The 24,607-nt window shown below is 64.4% G+C and carries 26 protein-coding genes and 2 pseudogenes; 11 read left to right on the plus strand and 17 right to left on the minus strand.

The genetic code is table 11. The features are described 5' to 3' along the window. Nucleotides 1-88 precede the first annotated feature (88 nt). On the plus strand, nucleotides 89-1,402 hold the full coding sequence (locus tag EDC31_RS03305) for a hypothetical protein (protein WP_132126902.1): 1,314 nt from the start codon (nucleotides 89-91) through the stop codon (nucleotides 1,400-1,402). Here EDC31_RS03305 and EDC31_RS03310 read toward each other — a convergent pair. The 10 genes from EDC31_RS03310 to EDC31_RS03355 are packed head-to-tail and all read right to left on the minus strand — an operon-like array spanning nucleotide 1,308 to nucleotide 11,570. Next, complete coding sequence (locus EDC31_RS03310; RefSeq protein ID WP_042060940.1) at nucleotides 1,308-2,573, minus strand: FAD-dependent oxidoreductase; 1,266 nt, start codon at nucleotides 2,571-2,573, stop codon at nucleotides 1,308-1,310. The genes EDC31_RS03305 and EDC31_RS03310 overlap by 95 nt on opposite strands. Further along, the gene (fabG, locus tag EDC31_RS03315; RefSeq protein WP_042060941.1) at nucleotides 2,570-3,286 is read right to left on the minus strand and encodes a 3-oxoacyl-ACP reductase FabG; all 717 of its coding nucleotides are present in this window, start codon (nucleotides 3,284-3,286) and stop codon (nucleotides 2,570-2,572) included. The genes EDC31_RS03310 and fabG overlap by 4 nt, the downstream gene beginning before the upstream one ends. Then, nucleotides 3,283-3,741 carry a hypothetical protein gene (locus EDC31_RS03320; protein WP_042060943.1) on the minus strand — a complete coding sequence of 153 codons (459 nt, stop codon included), beginning with the start codon at nucleotides 3,739-3,741 and terminating at the stop codon, nucleotides 3,283-3,285. Before EDC31_RS03320 ends, fabG begins: the two co-directional genes overlap by 4 nt. Next, on the minus strand, nucleotides 3,738-4,532 hold the full coding sequence (locus EDC31_RS03325; RefSeq protein ID WP_081797796.1) for a beta-ketoacyl synthase chain length factor: 795 nt from the start codon (nucleotides 4,530-4,532) through the stop codon (nucleotides 3,738-3,740). The genes EDC31_RS03320 and EDC31_RS03325 overlap by 4 nt, the downstream gene beginning before the upstream one ends. Beyond that, nucleotides 4,532-5,722 (minus strand): beta-ketoacyl-[acyl-carrier-protein] synthase family protein, encoded by a 1,191-nt coding sequence (locus tag EDC31_RS03330; protein WP_042060946.1) that lies wholly within the window; start codon nucleotides 5,720-5,722, stop codon nucleotides 4,532-4,534. Before EDC31_RS03330 ends, EDC31_RS03325 begins: the two co-directional genes overlap by 1 nt. Continuing rightward, a complete protein-coding gene (locus tag EDC31_RS03335) occupies nucleotides 5,719-8,097 on the minus strand; it encodes an MMPL family transporter (RefSeq protein WP_239641732.1) in 2,379 nt (792 codons plus the stop codon). Before EDC31_RS03335 ends, EDC31_RS03330 begins: the two co-directional genes overlap by 4 nt. Then, entirely contained in the window at nucleotides 8,094-8,723 is a 630-nt protein-coding gene (locus EDC31_RS03340) for a LolA-related protein (protein WP_052512135.1), read from the minus strand. Before EDC31_RS03340 ends, EDC31_RS03335 begins: the two co-directional genes overlap by 4 nt. Beyond that, entirely contained in the window at nucleotides 8,720-9,619 is a 900-nt protein-coding gene (locus EDC31_RS03345) for an LpxL/LpxP family acyltransferase (protein ID WP_042060949.1), read from the minus strand. The genes EDC31_RS03340 and EDC31_RS03345 overlap by 4 nt, the downstream gene beginning before the upstream one ends. Further along, nucleotides 9,616-11,283 (minus strand): AMP-binding protein, encoded by a 1,668-nt coding sequence (locus EDC31_RS03350; protein ID WP_052512137.1) that lies wholly within the window; start codon nucleotides 11,281-11,283, stop codon nucleotides 9,616-9,618. Before EDC31_RS03350 ends, EDC31_RS03345 begins: the two co-directional genes overlap by 4 nt. After that, nucleotides 11,283-11,570: a phosphopantetheine-binding protein gene (locus tag EDC31_RS03355; RefSeq protein ID WP_081797798.1), complete on the minus strand. Its 288-nt coding sequence runs from the start codon at nucleotides 11,568-11,570 to the stop codon at nucleotides 11,283-11,285. Before EDC31_RS03355 ends, EDC31_RS03350 begins: the two co-directional genes overlap by 1 nt. A gap of 110 nt (nucleotides 11,571-11,680) precedes the next feature. Between EDC31_RS03355 and EDC31_RS03360 the strand changes: the two genes are divergently transcribed. After that, the gene (locus tag EDC31_RS03360; RefSeq protein ID WP_042060956.1) at nucleotides 11,681-12,289 is read left to right on the plus strand and encodes a COG4648 family protein; all 609 of its coding nucleotides are present in this window, start codon (nucleotides 11,681-11,683) and stop codon (nucleotides 12,287-12,289) included. Here EDC31_RS03360 and EDC31_RS03365 read toward each other — a convergent pair. Both EDC31_RS03365 and EDC31_RS03370 read right to left on the minus strand, forming a co-directional pair. After that, nucleotides 12,210-12,968, minus strand: coding sequence for a glycosyltransferase family 2 protein (locus EDC31_RS03365; protein WP_042060959.1), 759 nt, complete (start codon nucleotides 12,966-12,968; stop codon nucleotides 12,210-12,212). The genes EDC31_RS03360 and EDC31_RS03365 overlap by 80 nt on opposite strands. Before the next feature lie 218 nt (nucleotides 12,969-13,186). Next, a pseudogene (locus EDC31_RS03370) lies at nucleotides 13,187-13,645 on the minus strand (transposase); the annotation flags it as partial. Between the two features lie 10 nt (nucleotides 13,646-13,655). Here EDC31_RS03370 and EDC31_RS03375 point away from each other — a divergent pair. Next, nucleotides 13,656-13,868: a LytTR family DNA-binding domain-containing protein gene (locus EDC31_RS03375; protein WP_042061596.1), complete on the plus strand. Its 213-nt coding sequence runs from the start codon at nucleotides 13,656-13,658 to the stop codon at nucleotides 13,866-13,868. Between the two features lie 31 nt (nucleotides 13,869-13,899). Here EDC31_RS03375 and EDC31_RS03380 read toward each other — a convergent pair whose 3' ends face one another. Together EDC31_RS03380 and EDC31_RS03385 are read right to left on the minus strand one after the other, a co-directional pair. Further along, nucleotides 13,900-14,595, minus strand: a complete 696-nt coding sequence (locus EDC31_RS03380) for an NnrU family protein (RefSeq protein WP_042061595.1) — start codon at nucleotides 14,593-14,595, stop codon at nucleotides 13,900-13,902. A gap of 67 nt (nucleotides 14,596-14,662) precedes the next feature. Next, nucleotides 14,663-15,220, minus strand: coding sequence for a TetR/AcrR family transcriptional regulator (locus EDC31_RS03385; RefSeq protein WP_042061592.1), 558 nt, complete (start codon nucleotides 15,218-15,220; stop codon nucleotides 14,663-14,665). 100 nt (nucleotides 15,221-15,320) lie between these two features. Here EDC31_RS03385 and EDC31_RS18490 point away from each other — a divergent pair, with 100 nt between their 5' ends. Continuing rightward, nucleotides 15,321-15,512, plus strand: a complete 192-nt coding sequence (locus tag EDC31_RS18490) for a carotenoid oxygenase family protein (protein ID WP_132126910.1) — start codon at nucleotides 15,321-15,323, stop codon at nucleotides 15,510-15,512. On the opposite strand, the pseudogene EDC31_RS03395 reads toward EDC31_RS18490, so the two are convergent. From EDC31_RS03395 to EDC31_RS03405, 3 genes and pseudogenes are all read right to left on the minus strand, one after another. Beyond that, nucleotides 15,490-15,987, minus strand: a pseudogene (locus EDC31_RS03395) (transposase); the annotation flags it as partial. The gene EDC31_RS18490 and the pseudogene EDC31_RS03395 sit on opposite strands and share 23 nt — an antisense overlap. A 20-nt stretch (nucleotides 15,988-16,007) precedes the next feature. After that, nucleotides 16,008-16,961, minus strand: a complete 954-nt coding sequence (locus EDC31_RS03400) for a FecR family protein (RefSeq protein ID WP_042061590.1) — start codon at nucleotides 16,959-16,961, stop codon at nucleotides 16,008-16,010. An 87-nt stretch (nucleotides 16,962-17,048) separates the two neighbouring features. Next, entirely contained in the window at nucleotides 17,049-17,552 is a 504-nt protein-coding gene (locus EDC31_RS03405; RefSeq protein WP_042061587.1) for an RNA polymerase sigma factor, read from the minus strand. Between the two features lie 228 nt (nucleotides 17,553-17,780). On the opposite strand from EDC31_RS03405, the gene EDC31_RS03410 reads away from it, so the two are divergent. The 7 genes from EDC31_RS03410 to EDC31_RS03440 all read left to right on the plus strand — a co-directional run bounded on the left by EDC31_RS03410 (nucleotide 17,781) and on the right by EDC31_RS03440 (nucleotide 24,596). Beyond that, nucleotides 17,781-20,246 carry a TonB-dependent siderophore receptor gene (locus EDC31_RS03410; RefSeq protein WP_239641747.1) on the plus strand — a complete coding sequence of 822 codons (2,466 nt, stop codon included), beginning with the start codon at nucleotides 17,781-17,783 and terminating at the stop codon, nucleotides 20,244-20,246. A 223-nt stretch (nucleotides 20,247-20,469) separates the two neighbouring features. Beyond that, entirely contained in the window at nucleotides 20,470-21,708 is a 1,239-nt protein-coding gene (locus tag EDC31_RS03415; protein ID WP_042061585.1) for a PepSY-associated TM helix domain-containing protein, read from the plus strand. After that, nucleotides 21,705-21,950 (plus strand): hypothetical protein, encoded by a 246-nt coding sequence (locus tag EDC31_RS03420; RefSeq protein WP_042061583.1) that lies wholly within the window; start codon nucleotides 21,705-21,707, stop codon nucleotides 21,948-21,950. The genes EDC31_RS03415 and EDC31_RS03420 overlap by 4 nt, the downstream gene beginning before the upstream one ends. Further along, nucleotides 21,947-22,687, plus strand: coding sequence for a tonB-system energizer ExbB (gene exbB / locus EDC31_RS03425; protein ID WP_042061580.1), 741 nt, complete (start codon nucleotides 21,947-21,949; stop codon nucleotides 22,685-22,687). The genes EDC31_RS03420 and exbB overlap by 4 nt, the downstream gene beginning before the upstream one ends. Nucleotides 22,688-22,693: 6 nt before the next feature. Continuing rightward, the gene (gene exbD, locus EDC31_RS03430; protein ID WP_042061578.1) at nucleotides 22,694-23,191 is read left to right on the plus strand and encodes a TonB system transport protein ExbD; all 498 of its coding nucleotides are present in this window, start codon (nucleotides 22,694-22,696) and stop codon (nucleotides 23,189-23,191) included. Continuing rightward, complete coding sequence (locus EDC31_RS03435; RefSeq protein WP_042061576.1) at nucleotides 23,188-24,039, plus strand: energy transducer TonB; 852 nt, start codon at nucleotides 23,188-23,190, stop codon at nucleotides 24,037-24,039. Before exbD ends, EDC31_RS03435 begins: the two co-directional genes overlap by 4 nt. Before the next feature lie 41 nt (nucleotides 24,040-24,080). Next, nucleotides 24,081-24,596, plus strand: coding sequence for a Fur family transcriptional regulator (locus EDC31_RS03440; RefSeq protein WP_042061574.1), 516 nt, complete (start codon nucleotides 24,081-24,083; stop codon nucleotides 24,594-24,596). Nucleotides 24,597-24,607 lie beyond the last annotated feature (11 nt).

Here is a 24,607-nt window from a genome sequence, read left to right on the forward strand (position 1 = left end):
ATCAAGTCCACTTTTGCGTCGTCTCACTCCAGGAGACATACACATGTGCCAAGCGCGGCGTCATTTTATTCATCTATAGAGGCATGCCGTGCACGTTCGCAGACAAAGTTGTCTCATCCTTGCCCTGGCGCTTCTCGAAGGTTGCGTGCCGCCCGATTTCAACCGCCCCGGTCCCCTGCGTGACACAGCGGTCTACGATGCGTTGTTCTCCGACTGGGCAGAACTTTGTGCCGTGTCGCAGATTTCAAAGAAGCCCGGCAATGGCGCCGACACCTCCGGCGGCCCGGGCGGACATGCGGTGATGTACCTTCAGGGGGCCTGCCTGGACGCACGTTCTCCCTACCCCGTGCTGCACGCCTGTCGCGAGGATGGCACGGGCATCAGCATGAACGCGCATTTCGTTAACGCCAACTGGGTCGGCATCCCGGGGCGCACGCTTTTTTACGATGGAATTTTGCGTCCCGGCGAGGGTCTGACACCAGCGGCATATCAGGCCACGAAAGCCGAAGGGCAACGCCGGGGCCTATATAGCGCAATTGTCTTTCGTGACTGGGCGGTGCGCGACCGTCCGACGGGCACACCACGCGAAGACTGGAAATACGAGGTGTCGATCGGCACGGATTATGCCGTGTCCTATGCCCGCGCCCGGTATTGTGCCCGCGTGCCGATGACACAGCCGCAGATGCAGCGCGTGATCGATTTTCTCAATAGCCGAAACGCGCTCTATCGTAATGGGCCGAAGACGTTCGAGACCAACGTATTGCAGGACAATTGCAACCACCTGACCCACAACGCGCTCGCCGCCGCCGGCATCTGGCGCGCCTGGCCAGTGGACCAATTCATCCTTGCCGCGGCCTTCAGTTTTCCCGTGCCGAAGAACGAGGTCGTCAATCTTCTGGACCGGATGGCCAGACATGATCCCGGCGACCTGCGCGCGCTCTATCGCGACCCATTGACGCGCCGGACGTTGTTGCGTGACGGCTGGTTGCCGGGCGAACCGGGTGTCACTCTCGATTCCAATCCGGTCCGCGCGCCCAATGCGCTCTACAACACGAACTTGTCGTTGATTTTCTATGACGATCCGGTTCTTGGCCATTATCACAAGGCATTTCGAACCTATCTCGACCAGCCACGCTATCACGATCTGCGCGCGAACCTGTTGTGGTATCGCGCGCTCTACCGGCGGATCGAGGGAGAGAAGAAACCCCGCAAGTGGTGGCTGGCACGCGAGCCGGCGGATTTCGCGGCCTTCTATGACGCATATTATGCGTGGCTGGACCGGGAACAGGCATTGGTGGAAACCGGTCTTACGCGTCTCGATGCCGGGCATGATGCCAGCGCATCAAGCCCAACACTGTCCGGAACGCCGCAAGGGACACCTGCACCCGCACGCGTCCCGTGAGATCCCCAGCCAGAAGGGCGATGACACCGTCGCGCATCCGCAGGATGTTCTTCGGATTGAGAAACAGCATACGTTGAACGGGATCGTTGATGCCGTAGATCATCCACGACACTCGGCGCATTTCAGCGCGCGTGCGCCGTTCCTCACGCGTGGCCGCCCGACGGCCGGCTTTAGGGTCGCGCAACCATGCCCGGGCGACGCGCGCGCCGCGATAGGCGCTCCGGGTGGCGAGCAGCACACCCGACGAAAAGACAGGATCGAGGAAAGCATAGGCGTCGCCGATCATGTAATACCCCTCCCCCCAGTTGCGATCGGCGCAATAGGAATAATTCCCGGTGGTCGTGAGATCACCGAGCAGTTCGGCCGAGGTCAGTCGCGCGGAGACGCTTGGGCTTTGCGCGGCCTTCACCCAGAACAGGTCGGTCTTCTGCCCGTTGTGGGACTGAAAGGAATTCCGGTTGCCCACGAATCCGACGCTCATGATATTGTCGCGGAGCGGGATCATCCAGAACCAGCCATCCTCGACCAGATGGATCGAGATATATCCCTCCATCTCCGCCTCGCGCCGTTGGACGTTGCGGAAATGCGCGAAGATCGCCGCCGTCGCGTTATTCTTGTCGGCGTGGCGCGTGCGCAGGCGATGGGCGAGAAACCCGTCGCGCCCGGAGGCGTCGAGCACGAAGCGCGGCGCGAAATGATGCTCCTGCTTCTCGCTGTCCACGGCGATGACGCGGGTTGGCTTCCCGGGCGTGAACTCAGCCTGCGTGACGCGCAGACCTTCATGCGTTGTAACGCCATGGGTCTGCGCATTGCGGAACAGGATTTCGTCGAATTCGGACCGCCGCACCTGATAGGCGTGATCATCCTTCGCACCGATAGCGAAGCGGAACGGAAAGGCAACGCGCCCTTCCCCCTGGTCTGAGACGAACTCCGCGCCGGGTTTGAAGACCCCGATCTCCCGAACTTTTTCAAGCACACCAAGATCGCGCAGGATCGGCAGGTTGCACGGCAGCAGCGATTCGCCAATGTGAAAGCGTGGGTGCGGGTCTTTCTCCAACATGACAACCGACCACCCCTCGCGCGCCAGGAGAGTCGCCGCCGTGCTGCCTGCCGGGCCACCGCCGATGACGAGAATATCGCATGTTTCCACGGAATTTTTCTCGGCGCTCACGCCATTCCTCCGTTGATCCCGATCGTCTGGCCGGAGATATAGGCCGCCTGGTCCGATGCCACGAACGCGACCAGATCCGCGACCTCGTCCGGTCGGCCGAGCCGCCTGGCCGGCACGATCGCGCTAATATCGTTGGCCGTGAACCCGACTGTCGCGGGTGAGTCGATGATGCCCGGCGCGATCGCGTTGACCGTGATACCCCGGCTGCCGACCTCGCGCGCGAGCGACCGCACCGCTCCTTCGAGGCCCGCTTTGGCAGCTGCATAGTTCACCTGCCCCCGGTTGCCGAGCCGCGCGCTGACCGACGAAAGAGCGATGATCCGCCCCCAGCGCGTGCGCGTCATTGGCAGCAGCAGCGGTTGCACGACGTTGAAAAACCCGTCGAGCGAGACTGAGAGAACGCCGCGCCACTGCGCCTCGGTCATGCCGGCCATCGTCACGTCATCATGCGTGCCCGCATTGTGGACGATGACCTGCGGCACGCCTCCGGCCAGCAAGGCGGCCAGCGCATCCCGTGTTGCCGCCGTATCGGCGATATCGCAGCCCCATATCCCGGCGGAACCGCCGCTTTCGCGAATCGCGGTAGCGACCTGCTCAGCCTGCGGCATCGAGCGGTTGGCATGTACGATCACATGCAGACCGTCCGCAGCCAGCCGGCGACAGATCGCAGCACCGATCGGGCTCGCGCCGCCCGTGACCAGCGCGCGCTTCATGACGAGGCGACGGCCGGGCGGAACATCACGATGCCGCGCCCCGATACCAGAGGCTCATCATCTTGCGCGCGCACGACAAAGCCATAAATCATACCCGCCGGGTCCATCTGTTCGCGCGCCACGTCGATGCTCAGCTCTCCGTATTCGGAACGATCGAGACGGTCGCAGTGGAATTCGAGATCCCGCAATGCGGCGAGATAGCCCGCGGCGCGCCGAGATGGCGATGCAGCCTGCCCCTCACCTGCAAGGGTCGCGTGCAGCGCGGCAGCCTGCATCGCCATCTCGGCGCCCACCAGCGGATCGACCCTGTCGCCGAAACGCAGAGGGTTGTCGGAGCGCAGATGGGCCATGGTATGGGCGCGCAACGCCGTCGCCGTCCTGCGCGTGCAGGAATCGATAAGACAGCTTGTCCCCTGATGTGGGACGCAATGCAGAATTTCGTCGCGCCCGATCATGTCACCTCTATCGTCAGATGGCCAGGCAGGCAGGGTATCCGTACTGGCGACCGCGCACCCGTTCCATGACGCGCGATGGCAGCCATTAGAGGAAGCGATGAAGCCGCAGGATTGTTGTCGATCAGGATGCTGCCCAACTGCTCGCCGGCTTCCGCCGGCCCGATCGGCCCCGTCTTATATGAGAGGTCGAGCATGGCGCCTGCACCGGGCGTGCCGCAAGGGACGAGCATCAGCGCGCAGCCGAATGCGTCGCGTGTGACACGGGCAGTGCCGATCGGCCCGGGGATGGGCAGGTCATAGGCCACCAGCAGCACCGGAGCGTCCTCGACCACGCATTCCGCCGCGGCCTTGAGCAGCCCCTGCCCGAACGACCAGTCGAAACAGCCTAGCGCCACCGCCGGGGCAAGCGAAGCATGGCCGATCGTCCAGTATCCTGCGGCGGTGTTGTGGACGGAATTGTGGAATCGCGTAGGCGACACGTCACCCCCCGGCGTGGTCAGGGCGCGCAGGATATCGTCGAGCACCGCGCCGTCGCCATTGGAACTGGCGAACACGCCGCGCACCTCGGCTGGCGCAAATCCGGCCTGGGTGCATGCATCTTCGGCCAGCGCCAGCGCGAGACGAGTGACCGCACCGGCGCGGCGGCGCTCGTTGGCCGGCAGGCTGGCGGGGGGTGGCGGCTGGACCGGGGCGGCTACCCAGGGGGCCTCCCCGCGCAAGACCGGAGCCGCCTGCGCCCAACCCGATAATCCCGGCCCCCAGACGGACACACCGCGCACCGCCACCCGCATTATGCCGCTCCGAATACGAGGCTACAGTTGGTGCCGCCAAATCCGAACGCGTTGCTCATGATCGCGCGGGGCGTAGCGGCGCGATTGCCGGTCAGGACATGGCTGCGGAACATAGGGTCGACAATCTCCACCCCCAGACATCCGGCCAGGAACCCATCGCGCATCATCAGCACGGAGAAGAGCGCCTCGACGATGCCTGATGCACCCAGCGTATGCCCGGTCCAACCCTTTGTCGACGCACAGGGCACGGCATCGCCGAAGACGGCATGCACCGCCAGATCTTCCATTGCATCGTTGGCGATCGTGCCGGTGCCGTGCAGGTTGACGTAATCAATCTCCGAGGGATCGAGCCCGGCGTGGCGCAGGGCCTCGAGCATGGCGCGAATTGCGCCGCGCGCCTCGGGGTCCGGGGTCGACATGTGGTGGCCGTCGCTGCTGACGCCATAGCCGAGCCAGCGCGCCATGGTCCGCGCGCCGGGACGCGCGCCTTCGCGCTCCAGCAACATGAATCCCGCGCCCTCGCCCACCGAGATGCCGCGTCGCCCGGCGTCGCACGGGCGCGCCCTGTCTGGCGCGACCAGCCCCAATGAGTCGAAGCCACGCAGGGTCATTCGGCACAGGCTGTCCGCGCCCCCGACCACCACCGCGTCGCACAGCCCTGTTTCCAGCCAGTGCCGCGCATCCACGAAGGCGCGCGAGGACGATGCACACGCGTTCGAAACACTCAGCAACGGGCCGTCGAGCGCAAGCCGGGCGGCGACGAAGCGCGGCAGGGAGAACAGGTCGTGCGTGCGCGCCTGATCGAACGAGGGCGGCAGGGCGCCGGTCGCAGGGTCGGCCCGCGCGTAAGCGTCCTCCGCACTGAGGATGCCTGAAGTAGAGGTGCCGAGTACGACGGCGATGCGTTCCGGACCATAGAAGGCGCGCGCCTGCGCCACGGCCTCGTCGAAGCCGTCAGTCGTCAGGGCCATATCGGCGAGACGGTTGTTGCGGCAGTCGAAACGCGGATCGGAGCCGCCGATCCTGTGCGCCTGCACACCGCGCACCACGCCCGCGAAACCAACCGCGATCCCCGCGAAATCACATGGCGCCAGCCCCGATCGCCGCGCGCGCAGGGCGTCGGCCGTCTCCGCCAAGCCGCGTCCAGCCGCGCTGACCACCGTACCGGACGTGATGAGCAGGGGCTTCATGATGCGTACGTGCGCTCCGTCTCGCGCCGTTGTCCCGCCAGCAGGAAACCGAAGATCATCGCCAGAATGACACCGGGCGCCACCGTCGTTCCGATATGCCGCAGAATGACCGTGTGACACAATCCAAGCAGTCCGAAGGTGAGCACCGTCATTGCGTTGCAGGTCAGGAGCGTACGCATGGTGCGGGCGCGCTCGGCGTCGTCGAGCTGCGGCCGCGCGAAAAACAGAGCGTAGTCCAGCCCGACCCCCACGACGAATTGCAGCGCCACGCAATGCACCAGCGTCACCCGCACACCCGCGAGCGCGAAGAGCCCCAGCAGGGTAACGACCGCGCCCCCCACGGCGGCGATCACGCGCGCGACACGCAGCCAATCCCGCAACCCGAGCGCGAGAACCACCACAGCCAGCACGGCGCCGAGCACCATGAGACGCAGCGTCCGGCCCATGTAGCGCGCGGCGAGCCCGTCCATCTCGCTGTGTATATCGAGCAGCAGAACGCCATCCTGGCCGGCGAAGGCGCGCGAGAGGGCCAGCGGATCGCGCACGCCCTCGGGCAGGATCACCCCCCACCAGCGCCCGCTGCGTTCAAACAGCAGCGGGCCCAATGCGGTGCCGAGCGGCGTGTTCACGAGGTCAGCGGGCATCAGCGGCGGCATCGCACGGGCAGCCGCGACGTCAGCCATGAACCCGTCCAGAGCTGCCTCGCGCAGCGGCAGGCCCGCGCGCGCGTTCGTCACTGCCTTCCGGAGCGTCACCACGTCCGGCAACTTTTCCAGCCGCCGTTCCTGAAGAGCGCGGGACGGCAGTAGACGCGCGGCATCCTGGATGCCGGCGATCGCACCCTGGGCGCGCAACCGCGCGATCAGCGGCGCGAGGGCTTCCTCGCGTTGAAGCACAGCCTGCGCGTCGGCACCGGAGACGGCGAGCATCAGCGACGGATCGGGCGCGCCGAGTTCGCGGCGCATCGTCGCATCGAGCGCGCGCTGGCTGGCGGGGATCGGGCTGAGCGCGGACAAGGTTGCGTCGATCTGGAGCGGGTGCAGCGCCAGCGCGCCGAGGGCGAGCGCCGCCGACAGCAGGCAGAGCATACGCCAGCGCCGCCATCCCTCCACCTTTCGCAGCACCCGCGACGGACCACTGATGCAGGGCGCGAGATCAGCCGACACGATCAGGCCGGGCATGACCAGCAACGTGACCGCCGCGGCCGTCACAAGCCCCGTCGCCGCGAAGAGCCCGAGTTGGCCGAGGCCCGGCAAGCCGCAGAAGATCATGCCCGTCAGACCCAGCACCGCGGTTGCCACACCGAGGCGCAGGCTGCGCCGGATCCGGTGCAGCGTGGCCTCTGGCCCTTCTCCCCGGTCGCGATGCCCGATCAGCAGCACCGGGTAATCGAGCGAGACGCCCAGCATCGTCATGCCGAAGCCGAACGCGATGCCGTGCACCGAGCCGAAGACCAGACGCACGACGATCATCGCCACACCCAGCGACAGCAGGAAAGGCACCCCGATCGCCGCCAGCACCCAGAGCGAGCGAAACCGCCAGATCAGGATGGTCGCGACGATCAGCAACGAGAACACGGCCATCATATCGATATCGGCGCGCATGGCGGTCGCGGACGCCACCGCGAACACGCCCGGCCCGCTGAGGACAAGGTGCGCGCTTCCCGGATTCAGGCGCGCGAAGGCCGCGCGGATGGCCGATTGCGCGCTGGCCTGTCCGGGGATGTCCAGGCCGCCCGCGCGCGTGCGGATCAGCAGCAGGGCGCGCGGCTCGGCCGCCCGATGGTCGGACGCGAACCAGACGCCATGGTGCAGCGCGACATGCACGTCGGGCTGGAGCGCCATAACTGTCTGAATGAACGCCCCGGTGGGATCGCGCAGCAGGAGATCGCCCATCCCGGTGGCGGCATTCGAGCCCAGCGTGTCGATGGTCCTGGACAGGTCCTGTTTCAGTGCGGCGGGACTGAAATCGCGGGTCGCATCGTCTGTGGCCAGTGCGTAACGATGATCGAACAGCAAGTTCCGCAATGCCTCGCTTTCCGCCGGGGCGAAAGCCCCGTCCAGCACCGCGACGAAGCGGGCGTCATGGGCCAGCGCATCACGCAGGCCGAAGCTGAGGCGCGCCAGATCGGCCTCATCCGCCCCGTCGATGCCAAGGGTGATGACCGTGCCGGCCATGCCTTGCTGCATTTCGCGCAGCAGAAACCGCGCGCCGGCATCCTGCCCTTGCGGCAGGAAACCCGCCATGTCCGTGCGCACGGGCACGAGCATGCAGACGACCGCGGCGAACAGGGCGGATGCCAACAATGTCAGCGCCAGCCGCCATGGCGCGGCCGTCCGAAACGTGACACGCCGGAGCACGGGTCGCCGGATCACGGGTCGATCGTCAGCGTCTGCACGTCGCCATTGGCCAGCACCACGCGCAGCCTGTCGATCGCATTGTTGCGGCCCCACAAGCTGACCGTGCGCACGAGACGCGCCGCGTCCGGGTCGGACGGGGTCATGACCAGCATCCAGGCCCGATCGTCGCCCGTGGCGGACAGGGTATAATACCGCTCGAGCGCCGCGATATCGCCCTCCAGCGGCGCGCGCAGCGTGGTGGCCAGCACGGCCAGCGCCGGGCTCTGGTCGAGCGCGACGACATGGGCACTATCGGTGCCGCGCTGGATCGAGGCAGCGTTGCCGTCGAGGATCATTTCCTCATGATGCGGGACGAGCGTGGATTGCCGCAGATAGGCCGGGCGATGGAAGATGAGTACGCCGCTGGTGACGAGCGGGCGCGTCAGGGCCGCGATCTCGCGCGTTTCGTGAAACGGGCGAGTGCGCTCGGGTACCTGTCCGAGGCGAGTGATGATCTCGCGCGCCAGAGCGCGATCGGGGGCGGTGGCCGGGTCCGGGGCGGCTGGAGATGGCGCGGCGGGCGTGGCGCGGGCATCGTTCACACCGCAGGTCAGCCCGCATGCGACGAGGGCCGCGGCGCATATCTGCTGCACCCGCCTCATGCCACATCCTCCCAGTAATCGTAGAAATTGAACCAGGCGAAGGGCTGCTCGCGGCAAGCAGCCTCCATCCACGCGGCGTAATGCGAGGCCGCTTCCCGGATGAAGCGCGCACGATCCGACGCCGTTGAGGGCATCGTGACGGAGAGCGGTTCGAACCGAACCTCATAGCCGCCATCGCGCTGGCGCAACGCACGAGCCAGCACCACCGGCGCGCCCGTCGCCAGTGCGAGGCGGAACGGCCCATCGGGAAGCTGCACCTCCCGCCCCAGGAACGGCACGCGCACCGTCCGCTCGACCGAGGCGGTGCGGTCGCCCAGCACGCCCACGACCTCCCCCCGCGCAAGGCTTTCGGCGACCCGAAGCATCGTGTCCTCACGCCCGATGGGGATGATGGAAGCGGCATAGCCGGGCGCGAGAGCCTCGAGCGCCGCAGTGGTACCGCCGAGAATTGCGCGATACATCAGCATGCGCATGCGGATGTCGTGACCCAGGCCGATGACCCGCAGGGCCTCGAACGAACCGATATGCGCACTCAGAAGCAGGCAGCCACGACCCTGGGCGACAGCGTCCTCGACCACCGCGCGCCCAGTCACACAAATGGGAGGCCGGTCTGGGGCGTCGAGCAGGAAAAACACGCGGTCGAGCACGTACTGAGCGAAAGCATGCATGTGACATAGCGTGTCGCGTGCCGTCGGCGCGCGGTCGAGCACACGCCGAAGATAGGTCACCGAACCGCGCCGCGCAGCCGGATGGGTCAGGAAGAAATACAGGCAGATCGGCCAGAGCAGCCCCCCTACCCGCCGTCGACCAAGACGCCGTGCCAACGCCAGCAGCATGCCCATGGCGAGCCGGTTGCCACGTTCCGGCACCACCCAGCGCGGATCGGTGCGTGTCATGATCCGGACCGCTGCCGCAGGATGGCTTGCAGCACGGGTTCACCGTCGTTGCGGCCGGTCAGGCGAACGGTGTCGCCCGCGCGGCGCGCGGAGAACGCCACCACCTGTCCCGGCAGAACGGGGCGCACGAACTTGACCGTACTGACCGACAACCCCGGCGCGGACAACCCGGCGCGTTCGAGGCAGGCGAGGCCGCCTAGCACCAGCAACACGCCCGGGACGACGGGTTGGCCGGGGAAATGCCCTGGCAAGGCGGGATGGTCCGGCGGCAGGCTGAATGTCCCGAGTTCCTCCGTGCCATCCGTCCGGTCGGCCAGACCGCGCAGTGCCTGGACAGTGAGCTTACCCACTGCATTGCGCGGCATGGCCGGCACCAGATGGATGCGGCGCGGCAGAAAAGCCGGCTCGATCCGGGCCCGCAGCGCATTGAGTAGTTCGTCGGGATCACGTCCCGGGGCGACCGCGAAGGCCCGCATGCGCGCCCAGGCACCCACCGCCGCCTCATCAGGCGCCAGAAACGCGCCATCTTCCACTCCATCGAGGGCCAGCAGCGTGGCGTTGAGGGCGGCGAGCGAGGCGCGTTTGCCGGCGAGCTTGACGACATCGCCGACACGGCCCAGCAGCCGGAACCCCCGCGCGCCCTCACGCGCGACGAGGTCGGACAGTGGATGAGGCGCGGCACCCGGCGCCGCGATAGTGGCATGCCCGTCAGCCACATCCAGCACGATGCCGTCATAGAGACGCCAGCATGGACCATCGAGCGTGCGGCGCGTAGCGACCGAACCAGTCTCGGTCGCGCCGTAGATCTCCATCACCTCGGTCTGTAGTGCGCGCTCCGCTTCCGCCGCCAGGGCGTCCGGCAATGGTGCCGCGGCCGAGACCACGCGCCGGATCGGAGGCATCGCGAGCCCGGCCCGGGCAAGGCTGCGCAATTGCAGCGGCGTCGTGATCAGGATGCGTGGCACGGACGCCTGTTCGAACTGTCCCTGCCAGTCGGCGGGATAGCGATCCGGGCCAGTGATGGCGGTGACGCGGGTATGCAGCGTCTGAAGCACCAGCGTCTCGAACCCATACATGTGATAAGGTGGCACCGTACCGATCAGGCTGGCTGCCTCCAGGTCAGGGTCGAGCAGGCCACACGCGACGACGCTGCGCGCAACCAGCGCCCCCCAGTGCTTGACGTGCCCCACGGGCTCGCCAGTGCTGCCGGAGGTGAAGACGAGTGCCACCAGCCTGTCGGGCGGCAGCACGGGGTTCGGCGCCAGGGCCATGCCGGGCTGGTACGCACCATGGAACGGGTCGGGGAAAACGAGACCGTCTTCAGGCAGGTGACCGCTTTCCGGATCGTCGGCAATAGTCGCGCAGATCGCGCCGTGCCGGGCGGCAAGCGCGCCGAGATGGGCCGATGTCCGGTCGCTGCTCAGGATCGCGTGCTGTCCTCGCAACAAAGTCGCGGCGAAGAGTAACGTGAAAGCGCGAACCTCCCGGCACATGATGACGACGGGCCGGTCCGGCAAACGGGCCGCGAGCGCGTGGGCTGCATACAGAAATCCGTGCCCCGTCACCGAGCCGCCTTGCCCCCGGAACAGCACCCGGTCGGGCGCAAAGACGAGGGAGAGATCGGGCCAAGCCGGGCGCGCGAAGGTGGGGCTGTCGTACGGCATCAGGCCGCCTTGCGGTGAGCCTGTATGTGGGCGGACAGCGCGCGCAAGGAGGCGAAGATCGTCTTGTTGTCGGGGTCGTCGGATTTCAGCGTGATGCCATAGTCGCGGCTGACCAGCAGGGCGATCTCCAGCGCATCAATCGAGTCGAGGCCGAGTCCATCGCCGAACAGCGGAGCATCGGGCACGATTTCGTCCACCAAGATGTCGAGCTGCAACGCCTGAATCAAGCGTTCGGCCATCTCGTGTTCAAATGGTGTTTGTGCCGCTGCTGTACTGTTCGTATTCACCAGAGTTCATGCCATTAAAGGAATTGAGCGCCGTGCTATCACAGATGCCTACTGACGCAAAGTGGCGCGCCGGTGCCCGGAATGTGGCGGTTCGGCGGAGGGTTGCCACGTTGTTTCTCATCGCTTCGCTCGTTTGCGCGCATCTCCCGCCCATCGGCGGAACGCGCCGGCTCGCGGCAGGGGCGTTGCTTGTGTCGCAAGGGTGTGCCACGGGTCTGGTGCTGGGATCCTGGTTTTCGGTGCCCCTGACGCTCCTCGCGCTGCCACTGGCGCTCCGATGGCCGGTCCTGGCCGTCGACGTTGACGGCGGCCTGATTTACGTCGTCGTTTTCGGCGGGTGTCTGCGTCTGTTCGCGCTGTCGCTCTGCCCCGGGCACGAACCGCTGATTTCGGCCCTCGCCCGGCGCGTCCATGGCGCGTTGCGCCCGGATGTCGCGCGATACACGAGGTGGCTGACAGTATTCTGGAGCGTGTTTTTCGCACTGGCGCTGGCTGCACCGCCCTTTCTTTACGCGCTCGGTCCGCGGGGTGCGTGGCGCTGGCCGATGCGCGGCGGCTCGATCGGCTGCGTGCTGGTGCTCATGATCGCCGAGACCGGGGTAAGACGGATGATTATCCGCGACTTCGCGCATGTCTCAATTAGAACGACCGTGGCGGCATTCCGTGATGCGACCGCACGCTCCGCCATACCCACGTGCCGCCCAGATGCAGATACATGAAGCCGAGCCGGAGATTGTCGCGGCCATAGCGAAAATGCGATATCCCGCCCTCGGCGCGCGAAAGATAGTGCACCACTGTCGGCACGTTGATGGCCGGCACCCCACGCCAACACAGCCGCACGGCCAATTCCGGATCGAAATCGAAGCCCTTCATGAAACGCGAGGGACGCATCACGGCCAGCAGGTCGGCCAGCGGATAGACTCGAAACCCGAACAGGCAATCCCGCACCGCTCCGGCCGTCTTCAGCCTCGCCAACCCGTTGGCGATCTTCCGGCCCCAGACTCGTACAACAGGCGCATCGGCGCCGAAAACCGGCGCGCCGAGAATCATCGCCCCCGGATGTGCGCGGGAGCGTTCGATGAAGCCCCGGATCGCCTCGGGCGGGTGCTGCCCGTCCGCGTCCATGGTGAGCACATGGGTAAAGCCCCGCGCCGATGCCCGCAGGGCTCCGGCCAGCACCGCACTGCCTTTGCCCCCGTTGCGGACGCGGCGGACGATCTCCAGCCCCGGATTGCCGGGGAGCAGCGAGGCCAGAGTCGCGTCGCTACCATCGGTGCTGCCGTCGATCACCACGATGACATCGGGCCATGCACGCAGCACGCCCACGACCGTTTCCAGCAAGAGCGGGCCGGAATTATAGGATGGCATGAGAACGACGTGGCGGCAGGCAGACATCATGAGGATATCTTAAACGCAGGGTAGGCCCGAGACTATCCTGTGCAATCCGTCTATGAGAAACACGATATCCGCCCACATGGCCAGTTGGAGGGATCGAAGAACCGTTGGTTGATGCGCCTGGCTCCTGATTTCGGACTTTTGGTGTGTTGATTGATGGTTGCCATAGTGGCTTTTTATCTGCGTTTTGAGCGGATCGGGAGATATCATCCGCCAGGTTGCTACGCTGCGGCGTTCAACCTCTCGAGGAAGAGGAAGCGGCGCATATTGTAGACGATATTGGCCAGCCCGATCCTCATGGTGGCCCGGGTGATACCCACGGTCCGGACGAACAAACCCATCTGCGATTTCTGGTCGGCAAAGACATGCTCGACGCGGGATCGGATCACCGACTTCCCCGCGTTGGACCGCTGGATAGGCCGGGGCATGGGCTTGAGATGCGGCTTTTTCCTGTGGACCTTCGAGACGAAACCCTCTTTGTCCATGAAGGCCTCATTGGCTTTCGAGCGATACGCGGTGTCGGCCCAGACGCCTGAGGCCGTATTGGTTTTGTCCAGCAAGCCCTCGCGCAGCCTGGCGCCATCACTGGCGGCGGCATCCGTCGCTTTCCATTTCCGGATCAGTCGAAACTTCCGATCGATGGAAACATGCGATTTGTAGCCAAGGAACGGGATGGCGAGGCTCGTGCACATGACGCTGAGCGAGGCCATCGACGCCGTCAGCCCCACCGACGGACTCAAGACCCATCGTTCCTGGTGGGTTGCGCGTCATGCCGTCGAGCGCATCGAGGGCACTCCGCGCGCCATGCGCCTGCATCTGCGCGGCGGTGTTTCAGCGCCCGTCGCGCGCGGGGCTGTTGTCTTGCTCCGCGAAGCGGGCTGGCTCGGGGCTACGGCGGCGTAAGCCAGTGTCGGCGATGAGCGCCCCAGCAACCTCACGTCAGCCAACGCCAGATACCGGCTGGAATTCCGGATAACGGGATGTGCGCCCAGCTTGCCACTATCCACAGCACAAGCCCACCCAGCAGGGAATATGCCCCGAACTGCCCGAACCGCGCCTTGCCCTGCACGATCGCCGCGAATGGCAGGTAGCTCGTCCGGCTTTTCCATGCGGCCCACCCTGCCGGATCGAGGCGTGTTTTCTTGCGATCCTGCAGAAACGAACCGACGAGCGACAAGAAGACGATCGCGCCCGAGAGAATGATATTCCGGGTGATCGGCAGGATCAGGATATGGCTCGTGCCCCAAAGCGCGAAAGACCACATCATGGGATGGCGCGTGATGGCAAAGACGCCGTGCGCCTGCATGGTTGCCGCACTTCCCCCCGCACCCGGAAGGGCCGGATTGCGGATTAACGACCCCATAAGAAGGATCGAGGCCCCCAGCATCATCACGGTCGCCATTGCCCACAACCCGTTACCGACTGGCCAGACAGGCGGCGTTGTCGGTGCTCGCATAAACGTCCAGATCATCGTCCCCAGCGTGATGGCGGCGATGGTCGAATAAAGGCCCGCAAACGCGGCTTCGCCCATCCAGCCGACCAGCATCCTGCGCAACGGGTGCGACAGCGCCAGATGCGTTGCAACGAACGCGATGGCGGCTACCAGTAGCAGAACTGATCCATCCCTCATGATCGCATACCTCCGGGAAATATCAGACCATCGTGTCGGCAGCGTCTTGGCGTTGCGATGGAAATCGTCAGCGGAAAACCTGTTCCAGAAACGCGTCGATCGTCTGCGGGCTGTCTGCGGGGATCAGCCCGCTCAACATCCCGTCTATGGCGAGCGTGGCCACCCCATGCACCTTGCCCCACAGACCGACCATCATAGCCGCGCGATCCGCGCCCGGCGTCGCCTGTGCGAGGCCCGCCAGACATGCGAAGGCGCGTCCCGACGCGGCGCGCAAGCCTGGATCCTGCCGGTCGATCGCATCGCTGCGGAACATCAGGGTAAACAGCCCCGGATTGGCAATCGCGAAGCGCACATAGGCCAGGGCAACATCGCGGGGCTGCACCGCATGTTCGGGCGCCATGACTTCGGCGAGTTCCGTGAAACCAATGGCCGCCAGTGCACTCAGCAGGCCGGTCAGGTTGCCGAAATGCGGGGCGGCGGCGGTTGCCGAAACCCCGGCGTGACGCGTGATCGCGCGCAGCTTCAGGGCGGCAACCCCATCCTGTTCCAGCATCGACCGGGCCGAAAAAAGCAGGGCCGTCGGCAGGTCGCCGTGGTGATAGGGCGTTTTGGCGGGTTCGATCATCAGCGCATCGGAGCCTCCGCCTTATCTTTACGATGTAAAATTTCTCTTGGCCAGATTTTCCGCACGGACGATTCTTTACGCCGCAAAGAAAGAGGCCGGCATGTTGACCGACCACGAACCGATCGCCCACGACGTGCACGTTGAAGCGCTGACAATCGACGGTGCCCTCCCGCCTGAACTCTGCGGCACGCTGTACCGTAACGGCCCCAATCCAGCGGAGGGAACAAAGCCTGCGCACAGGTTTCTCGGAGCAGGCAGGCTGACGACGCGTCCCCTTCCGCCGTGTCCATGAGCGTGGCCCGCTTCGGCAGCGTGGGTCGCATCTGGTCCGCAACCGGGCCTTGACCGTGGCGATGAAGGCCGCGACCACCCTGCGGCGGCTCTTGCCGGCACGGGCGAGCGCATTGCGCTGGAATTGCTCCGGATCGCGCTGCCGGATTGGTGGACAGGACCCGGGCCATAGCCGCATCGCTGATTGCCAGCTTCACGCCCGAGAGGCCGCGGCGGACTGGATCGGGGAGAAACGCCATCCGGAACGGCTCGGCCCCGAAAGCCCCAAGCGCCATGCCCGGCACTTCACGGCGGCCGTCGGTGTTCACGCCCACGGCAATCGTCACGGCAACGGAGACGATCCGACTTCCTTGGCGCAGCTTGAGATATGTCGCGTCGATCCAGAGGCAGGGCCATTCGCCCTCGATCGGGCGGGTGAGGAAAGCATCGACCCGTTCGTCGATCTCTTCGCAGAGCCGGCTGACCTGGCTCCCGGAAGGCGAATGGCACGCGACGCTTACGGCCTGTGGAGCAGCAGGATACCGGCTGGCAGATGCGTCACCGTCATTCCGGCTGTCGCAGCAATGGTCGTGATGGCCGCGTCCGCCTGATCGATACGAAAGGCGCCGCTGATGCGGGGCGTTTCCACATCGTTGGCCAGGACATAGACCCGACCCCGCCGGTATCGTGCAATGGCCGCGATGGCTTCGTGGATCGGCGCGTTGTCCAGAATGAGATCACCATGTGCCCAGGCGGCGATCTCTTCCGCCGCGATGCCGTGTTCGACCGGGGCGATCCTGCCGTCGGTATAGCTCGTGCGGTCCCCGGCCTCCAGCCTGACTGCGGTCGGGGCGCCACGCGGCGCATGAACGTCCACGACGCCGCGCGCGACCGTCACGCGAACACGCGCCTCTTCCCGGCGCACCTCGAACACGGTTCCCACATCCTCCGTCGCCCCATCCCGCGCCACCACCCGGAAGGAGCGGCGCGGATCGTGCTTTACCTCGAACAGCGCGTTACCCTTCAGCAGCGTGATCGTCCGGGCCGACGCGGTGTAGCGCGTGGCGATGGCGGTATCGCTGTCGAGAATGGCGCGCGATCCGTCGGCCAGCGTCAGCGTCTTTATTGTGATTCCTGTCCATTGATCGGCCCTGAGCCAGATCGAGGCGACCGGGGCATACAGCACGAGAGCCAACGCAACCATGGCGGCGCTGCCGAGGAACAGGCCCCGACGCAGGTGGCGTCTCCGGCCCAGCCGTTGCCATGTGCCCCGCGTGATGCGATCCTGTTCCGGCGTGACGTGAAGCGCGCGCCACAGCGCCCGCTCCTGCTCGAAGACCGCGTTGTGCTCCGGGGATGCCGCACGCCACTCCCGGAATGCGCTCAGTTCCTCGGCCGTCATGGCGCCGGACGCCATCCGGACGATCCAGCGGCGCGCCGTTTCCGCGATATCGTGCGGTTCGTCTGTCACATAGTGCCCTTCGCCGTGTCTCCGCCCCTCTTTCTGGGACGGATGACTGTCGCACGATTTAACAGACGATCCATTGAACCGGGAAGATCAGCCCGATCGAGATGACGAAATGATGTCCAGCGCGCGGCAAATATGGCGGCTGACAAGCGCGATGGACCGGCCCATGCGCGCGGCGATCTCCTTCTGGGGGACGCCATGGAAGCGGTTGAGCGTGAAGATGGTTCTCATCGGTTCCGGAAGGGCCGCGACGGCTTTTTCGAGCGCCTCCAGCTCGTGCCGGGCGAACAGAGCGCGTTCGGGCGACGGCGTGTCGTCCTCGATCCAGAGAAGGTCATGGATGTCGCTCTGGACTTCCTCGCGCCGTCTGACCTGCCGGGCATAGTCGACCGCAAGATTGGACGCGAGGCGATAGAGGAAGGCACGCGGATTGACGATGTCCGCCGCGTTCTCGATGCGTCGGATCTTCTCGAACAGGGACTGTACCGCATCCTCGGCCGTCTCCGGGTTGCGGACGATCCTCTGGATGACGTTGAGCAGTTTCGGCCGTTCCGCGGAAATCAGGTCCGTCAAAACCGCGATGTTGTCCTGCATGACGCGCCACCTGTCCGATGCTCTTTCCCGCCTCCTACCATTCATGAGAATGATTCGCAAATCCGTCTGACGTGACAGCTGTTCCGCTCGGTCGACGAAACCATCAGCCTCACTTCCCGAGCGAAGGGCAAAAAAAAGAGCGTGGCAGGTGTAGAGAACGGCGCCGCTGCGTCGTCATAGGTCTGTGCTTATTAAGAATACGTTTCATTTGCAGCGAGGAAAATTTTGGTGACAGCCCATGAGCGCCATCGCGGAATCAGATCACTCTCGCGGCTTTACGCCTTTGCCCTGCTGACGGGTTCTTGCCTCGCGGGTCCAGGAGTCCGCGCGGCTGAAGGGCCAATTGCCCCCTCGCCCCCTGCGGCGATCCGGCATTTCTCGATCCCGGCCCAGCCTCTGCAAAGCGCGTTGCAGGCGTATCTTCGGCAAACCGGTGTTCAGGTCGCCTATCCGACGGCCGAAGCGAGAGCCGTCAGCAGTGCTACCGTGACGGGTGACTTCACGCCTCAGGAAGGACTATCCCGCCTGCTGAACGGAACGGGCCTGACCTACCGTTTCACAAGCGCGAACAGTGCGATGCTCGGCAAGGCGTCTTCCGCCATTACGCTTGGTCCGGTGCGCGTTGGGGGCACCGTGAGGTCATCTGGCGGGGATGCACAATCCGCCTACGGTCCCGGCGTGGGTTTCGTCGCCACGCGGAGCGCGTCGGCCACCCGGACCGATACGCCGCTGATCGAAACGCCGAAATCGGTCTATGTCGTGACGCGCAAGCAGATGGACGATCTGCAGCCGCTCACGATCGGTGCGGCGTTGCGCTATACGCCGGGCGTGGTCAGTCTGAGCTCCAATGACAGCACGCCTTCGGCCAGTCTGTTCCAGCCTGTGCATCAGCGTGGTTTCGAATCCTACACCTTCGTGGACGGGCTTCTGAATGGCACCTCCGTGAGCGATCCCTTCTTTCTGGACCGGATCGAAGCCTTGAGTGGTCCGTCGTCGGTTATGTATGGGCAGGCCAATCCCGGCGGCCTCATCAACATGACGCTCAAACGCCCGACCGAGCGGGCGCAAGGGCAGGCGAATGTGGGTTTTGGCAATTACGACCGTTATGAGGGGCAAGTCGATTTCAGTGGCCCGCTCAATAAAAGCCGGACCTTGCTTTATCGGCTGATCGGTGTGGGTATCACTCAGGGATCGCAGACCCGATACAATCATTACAAGCGATTGGCTGCGCAGGGTGATCTTGAATGGAAGATTGATAGAAAGACCGATCTTACCATTATCGGGCAGTTTTCCTACGATCCTCAAAGCTGGAGTCCCTGGATCGGCGTTCCTGCTTACGGAAGTCTCATAAAAAGTCCGACCGGACGTATTCCGGTCTCAACATTTTATGGCGACCCGGCTTTCAACGAAAACTGGGATCGGGAATATATGCTGGAAGCTATCTTCCATCATGAGTTCACGAGAAACCTCCAATTCAATATGACGGCGCGGTTTGACGCACAAAGTGGCGGAACTTGCAGCCTGATGGCTGGAGCCGTGAATATTGCCAGGAATACGATCGCACGATCGGCGTTTTGTAATAGTCATATTGGTGGGCGTTCGTCGCAGATGACGGCCAATCTCAGTTACAAACTGCGCACGGGACCGGTGTCCCATTCCTTTCTCGTCGGCGTCGATTATCGCGGGCAATGGGCTAAAGGCAACTGGGCATTTGCTACGGCACCTGCGGCAAGCATTACCAATCCCATCTATAATCAATATACATACGTCGATTATTTTCAGGCGACAAATGGCAAATCCAGATGGGCCAAATATGCGTATTGGCAGGACGGCATCTATTTTCAGGATCAGATCAAATGGCGTCGTTTCTACGTAACGCTCGCCGGACGTCAGGACTGGAACGGGTATGGCACTCTTTTCAATCGACCCTTCACATGGAATGCAGGGATCAACTATGTTTCCAGTATCGGGCTCGCGCCCTATTTCAACTATGCGAAATCTTTCATGCCGCAGATTGGAAAAGTGTATAGCGCGGGAAATATCATACAGCCTGATCCATTGAATGGGCATCAATGGGAAGTTGGATTGAAATACCAGATTCCGCACACCCAGTCCCTTTTGACCGCTGCCTATTACGATCTGGCCGAAAACAATGTTCTGGTGAGCAATCCGGACTTTCCACAATATAGCAGTGAAATCGGGCAGGTGAGGTCGAAGGGTGTCGAATTTTCGGCTCATGCCAATCTGGCGCAGGGTCTGGACCTGATCCTGAACTACACATGGAACCGGGTCTATAACTCCCGCACCACGCTGACAGGGCAGACGATCGGCGGCCAGACGGTCTCTCTGGCCGGCAAGCGTCTGGTCCAACAGCCGACGAACGCCGCATCGGGCCTCCTCGATTATACACTACCGAAAGATCTCGTGCCGGGTTTATCCGTGAATTTTGGGGTTCGGTATCAGGGAAAAAGCTGGGCGGATCAGGCCAATTCATTCCGGAATCCCTCCTTTATTCTATTTGACATGGGGTTTAGCTGGGATGCGGGACAGGTGTTCAAATCGGCCAAGGGTCTTAATGTCAGGCTGAGCATGACCAATTTCGCCAATAATACCTATGTTCAGTGCGGGAGTGCCCGGTTCTGTCATTATGGCGATCAGCGCATCGCGTATGGGACGATCGGCTATCATTTTTGAAGAATGATGCCTTCAGGCCGGCGCCGATTTTCCAAAGCAAATTTCAGGGTGCTCCGCGCGCAAGTTCGTTCCGAAAAATTTCCATTAGAAAATCCGGCCTCATAATCGTCTTAGAAGAAGAGGGCTGAAATCAGGCAGGGCGAGACACGGAGACGATGACGCTTTATATCTTCAAGAAATGCGACTTAGTATCATCATCATTTTCAAACGATGAGCGAACGCCATGACCACCACGACGTTGCGCCGCTGGTTCGTCGTCCACAAATGGACGAGCCTGATCTGCACGCTGTTCCTGCTGGTGGTCTGCGTGACCGGGCTGCCGATGCTGTTTTCCGAGCAGATCTGGGATGCGTTCGTGGGGGATGACGATCCGCCCTATGAAGTGCTGCCGCCCGGCACGCCCAACGCCAGTCTCGACGTCATGGTCGCGAAGGCGCGGGTGATGTTTCCCGGCCAGATCGTCACACAGGTCAACCCCGACGACGATGAACCGGCGGTGCTGGTGTCGATGGCCCCGAGCTGGCAGGCGCTCAAGGACGACGAGAAATACCCCGACCGCCATTCGGGTCACTGGATCAAGTTCGACGCCCGCACCGCGAAGGTGCTGAAACAGTCTCCGCCTTCCGATGCGCCGAAAAAGCCCCGCACCTGGACCGGGATCATCCTCGGCACGGCGACACGCCTGCATATGAACCTGTTTGCTGGCCTGCCCGGCGCGCTGTTCATGGGTGTTATGGGCGTTCTGTTCGTCGCCTCTCTGGTCTCGGGGACGGTGCTTTACGGCCGCTATATGAAGCGCCTGCCTTTCGGCACCGTGCGGCGTGATCGGGCGGCGCGCCTGACATGGCTGGACCTGCACAATCTGCTGGGCGCCGCCACGCTGGCCTGGGCGCTGGTGGTTGGTTTCACCGGCTTCGTCAATGAATTGCAGACGCCGCTCTTCGGATTGTGGCGCATCACGGATGTGCGCCAGATCCTCAAGCCTTATGCCGGTTTGCCTGAGGTCTCGCAGGCGCATCTGTCCTCGGTGCAGGCGGCGTTCGACACGGCGGCGAAGGCAGCACCCGGCAACAAGGTCACGGGGCTGTCCTTCCCCGGCGCGCCCTTCGGCAGTCCGGTGCATTATGTGCTGTGGACGCATGGTGCAACACCGTTGCGCGGCCGCCTGTTCACGCCGGTTCTGGTCGATGCACGCACGGGTGCGCTGACCGGGGCTTACCCGATGCCATGGTATCTGCGCTTCCTCGAAATCTCCCGCCCGCTGCATTTCGGCGATTACGGCGGACTTCCGCTCAAGGTGCTCTGGGCGTTGCTCGATCTGGTCGTGATCGCCGTTCTGGTCAGTGGTGTCGTGCTGTGGGCCGCGAAGCGTCGGATCGCGACCGATATGCGCCTGCGCGCGCTCGGTTTCGATCCGGACGATGTGGAGACTGTGCCGACACTTGGGGAGGCGATGCGATGAACGCCGCGCCGCCGATGCCGCCACCGTCATCTTCCCCCTCGCGCACGCCTGTCGCGGTCTGGCCCTGGCCGATTGCTCTGAGTCTGCTGACGGTATTCGGTTTGCTGTCGGCACTGTTGGGCCAGCATGGCATCTGGCTCGCGCTGTCCTGGACAAGCCTTTCCATTCCCCTCGTCGTGATGTTCGCCTGCCTCGTCCGGGCACGGCGCCGCACGCCCCTTTCCAATGGAGGTCAGTCATGACCCCGATCTCGTTTTCTCCGTGGGATATGTTCCTCAACGCCGGCAGCGTCGTGCGCGGCGTCATGGTTCTGCTGGCCGTGGCCAGCCTGCTGAGCTGGACGATCCTGATCGCCAAGTCGGTGGAACTCGTGCGTGTCCGCCTGGCACTCAGCCGCGCGGAGCGTGTGCTGGGCGAGGCCAACACGCTCAACCTTGGCGAGGAATGGACGCGCGATCGCGGTGGCATCGCCCATCGCCTGGTCATGGCCGCCGAAGCGGAGCGAGAGCAGTCGCAGGACATTCCCGATGACCGTGAAGGGCTCAAGGAACGGATCGTCCTGCATCTGGAGCGGCTGGAAGCGGCCGAGGGCCGCCGCCTGATGCGCGGCACCGGCCTGCTGGCGACCATCGGCGCGACCTCGCCCTTCGTCGGCCTGTTCGGCACGGTCTGGGGCATCATGACCTCCTTCACCGGCATCGCCGCCAGCAAGGCGACGAGCCTCGCCGTTGTCGCGCCCGGCATCGCCGAAGCCTTGCTGGCAACGGCGCTGGGACTGGTGGCGGCCATTCCGGCCGTGGTGATCTACAACCATCTCGCCCGTCAATCCGCCGCCTGCCGGGCGCAGGTCGCGGACCTGACGTCACTGGTCATGCGGCTGGTGTCGCGCGATCTGGGGCGCATGCAGGCCCCGACGACAAGTGGACAGATTGTGCGCCTCGGCACGACACGCGATGCCCGTACGGCGGGAGGGGAATGAACGGCGATGATCCGCATCCGCCACGCCGACGAAACGCCGCATGAGGCGCACGAGATCAATGTCACGCCGTTCATCGACGTGATGCTGGTGCTGCTGGTGATCTTCATGGTCACCGCTCCGCTGACGACCGTGAACGTGCCGGTCGATCTGCCCTCCTCCTCCGAGAAGCCGACGCCACGACCGGACGATCCGGTGTTCCTGACCGTCAAGGCCGATCATGGTCTGGCGCTCGGGGAGGATGACATCGCTGCCGATGCACTGCCCGGCGCATTGGAAACTGCAACCAAGGGCAACAAGGACGAACGGATTTTCCTGCGTGCCGACAAAACCGTGGATTACGGCACGCTGATGGGCGTGATGGACAGGCTGCGCCGTGCTGGCTATCTCAAGGTCGCGCTGGTCAACCTCCAGGGCCAGGAAGAAGGAAGCGAAGCGGGGGCAACAGCCGGGTCCGTTGGCAATGTCGCTCCTGCCGTGGCCGCTCCTCCGGGAGGGCGACCATGACCGACGGAGCCACGACTTCCACCGCTCCCGCCCCGGCGTTCGCCGAGTGGTATGAAGGTCAGCTTCACCGGGAACGCCGGGCAGAGGCGATCCGCTGGGGCGCTTCGCTGCTGATCGTGGCGGCGGTGACGGGCGGCATGATCGGGTGGATCATGCGTCTGCCACCTCCGGTGATGCCGACGCCGGAGCCCCCTCCCGCCGCGATTGCCATCGACATGGCCCCTGAACCGGTCTCGACCCCGGCGCCGCCGACCGATGTCCCGCCCGGTCCACAACAGACCCAGTCCATTCCCGATCCGGAACCGGTCGATCCGCCCAAGATCACGGCGCCGCCGTCGCCTGCGCCCCATCCCTCGGTTCCAGTGCCCAAACCGGAAAAACCCCGCAAGGTGGTGAAGAAACACAAACCCGCGCCGATGCTCAAAAAGCCGATCCCGGACAAGACGCCACCCGCCGACGCCACGACCGCGCCGCCATCGTCGGAAGCTCCGCCTGCGCCAGTGCAGGCGGCCCCCGCGCCGGGCGCGTCGTCGTCAAAAGCGTCGCACGACCCGGCAACCTGGCAGGGCGCGCTTCTGGCACGGCTTGAGCAGTTCAAGCGCTATCCGTCCGACGCCATGGAAGACCATCAGGAAGGCGTGCCGATCGTTACCTTTTCCATGGACCGCAAGGGTCATGTGCTCTCGGTGCATCTGGAGAGCAGTTCCGGGCACAGGCTGCTGGACCAGGAAGCCGTGGCGCTGCCCAAGCGCGCTGATCCCCTGCCGCCGCCACCAGTCGACGTGACGGGCGATCCGGTCACGCTGACCGTGCCGATACAGTTTTATATCAACCAGGAACACAACTGATATTCGCCGCCTTTCCCGCAGATCGTGACAGGATCAATGCCATGCTCGCCTCTCCCGAACACCGCCTTTCGCCTCCCGACGTGCAGAAAATCCGGGCCGGCATGGGGGCAAGCGGCAAGCGGGTCCGGCAGATCGAACGGCGCTGTCGCGCGGTCGGCTTCAAGATGACCGACGTGCGCCGCGTTCTCCTGCACGGTATTGTGGAAGCCGGTGAAGGCGCCACGGCTGTCGAGATCTGGAAGGTCCTGCGTGGGATGATCGCAGGCCATGTCCCCAGTCAGGGCTCCCTCCAGCGGAACCTCAATCTTCTGGTTGAACACGGCGTGCTGCATCGTGATGTCGGCAGCGACAGGGTGTGGCGTTATCGCGTCGCGCCGAAAGACAGGCCGACGCTGGCGGTGACGTTCGTGGACGCCGGCACCGGGCGCGAGATCGCCTGTCATGCGCCGGAAGTCGCGGAGCTGCTGCGCCGGATCGCTGCCCGGCACGGTCTCGCCGTGCGGGAAGCCTCGATCACCGTTGCGCCGTCATCGGTCTGCGCCGGGGAGGCTCGCTGAATTCCGGAATA

The organism is Acidomonas methanolica (genome assembly GCF_004346035.1).
In the GTDB taxonomy this organism is placed as follows: Bacteria; Pseudomonadota; Alphaproteobacteria; order Acetobacterales; family Acetobacteraceae; genus Acidomonas; species Acidomonas methanolica.

Coding starts and splice junctions, on each gene's coding strand:
- fabG (WP_042060941.1), bottom strand. CDS start 3,286: ATGAAGCGCGCGCTGGTCACGGGCGGCGCGAGCCCGATCGGTGCTGCG.
- EDC31_RS03320 (WP_042060943.1), bottom strand. CDS start 3,741: ATGATCGGGCGCGACGAAATTCTGCATTGCGTCCCACATCAGGGGACA.
- EDC31_RS03325 (WP_081797796.1), bottom strand. CDS start 4,532: ATGCGGGTGGCGGTGCGCGGTGTGTCCGTCTGGGGGCCGGGATTATCG.
- EDC31_RS03330 (WP_042060946.1), bottom strand. CDS start 5,722: ATGAAGCCCCTGCTCATCACGTCCGGTACGGTGGTCAGCGCGGCTGGA.
- EDC31_RS03340 (WP_052512135.1), bottom strand. CDS start 8,723: ATGAGGCGGGTGCAGCAGATATGCGCCGCGGCCCTCGTCGCATGCGGG.
- EDC31_RS03345 (WP_042060949.1), bottom strand. CDS start 9,619: ATGACACGCACCGATCCGCGCTGGGTGGTGCCGGAACGTGGCAACCGG.
- EDC31_RS03350 (WP_052512137.1), bottom strand. CDS start 11,283: ATGCCGTACGACAGCCCCACCTTCGCGCGCCCGGCTTGGCCCGATCTC.
- EDC31_RS03365 (WP_042060959.1), bottom strand. CDS start 12,968: ATGATGTCTGCCTGCCGCCACGTCGTTCTCATGCCATCCTATAATTCC.
- EDC31_RS03375 (WP_042061596.1), top strand. CDS start 13,656: ATGACGCTGAGCGAGGCCATCGACGCCGTCAGCCCCACCGACGGACTC.
- EDC31_RS03380 (WP_042061595.1), bottom strand. CDS start 14,595: ATGAGGGATGGATCAGTTCTGCTACTGGTAGCCGCCATCGCGTTCGTT.
- EDC31_RS03385 (WP_042061592.1), bottom strand. CDS start 15,220: ATGATCGAACCCGCCAAAACGCCCTATCACCACGGCGACCTGCCGACG.
- EDC31_RS18490 (WP_132126910.1), top strand. CDS start 15,321: ATGTTGACCGACCACGAACCGATCGCCCACGACGTGCACGTTGAAGCG.
- EDC31_RS03405 (WP_042061587.1), bottom strand. CDS start 17,552: ATGCAGGACAACATCGCGGTTTTGACGGACCTGATTTCCGCGGAACGG.
- EDC31_RS03415 (WP_042061585.1), top strand. CDS start 20,470: ATGACCACCACGACGTTGCGCCGCTGGTTCGTCGTCCACAAATGGACG.
- EDC31_RS03420 (WP_042061583.1), top strand. CDS start 21,705: ATGAACGCCGCGCCGCCGATGCCGCCACCGTCATCTTCCCCCTCGCGC.
- exbB (WP_042061580.1), top strand. CDS start 21,947: ATGACCCCGATCTCGTTTTCTCCGTGGGATATGTTCCTCAACGCCGGC.
- exbD (WP_042061578.1), top strand. CDS start 22,694: ATGATCCGCATCCGCCACGCCGACGAAACGCCGCATGAGGCGCACGAG.
- EDC31_RS03435 (WP_042061576.1), top strand. CDS start 23,188: ATGACCGACGGAGCCACGACTTCCACCGCTCCCGCCCCGGCGTTCGCC.
- EDC31_RS03440 (WP_042061574.1), top strand. CDS start 24,081: ATGCTCGCCTCTCCCGAACACCGCCTTTCGCCTCCCGACGTGCAGAAA.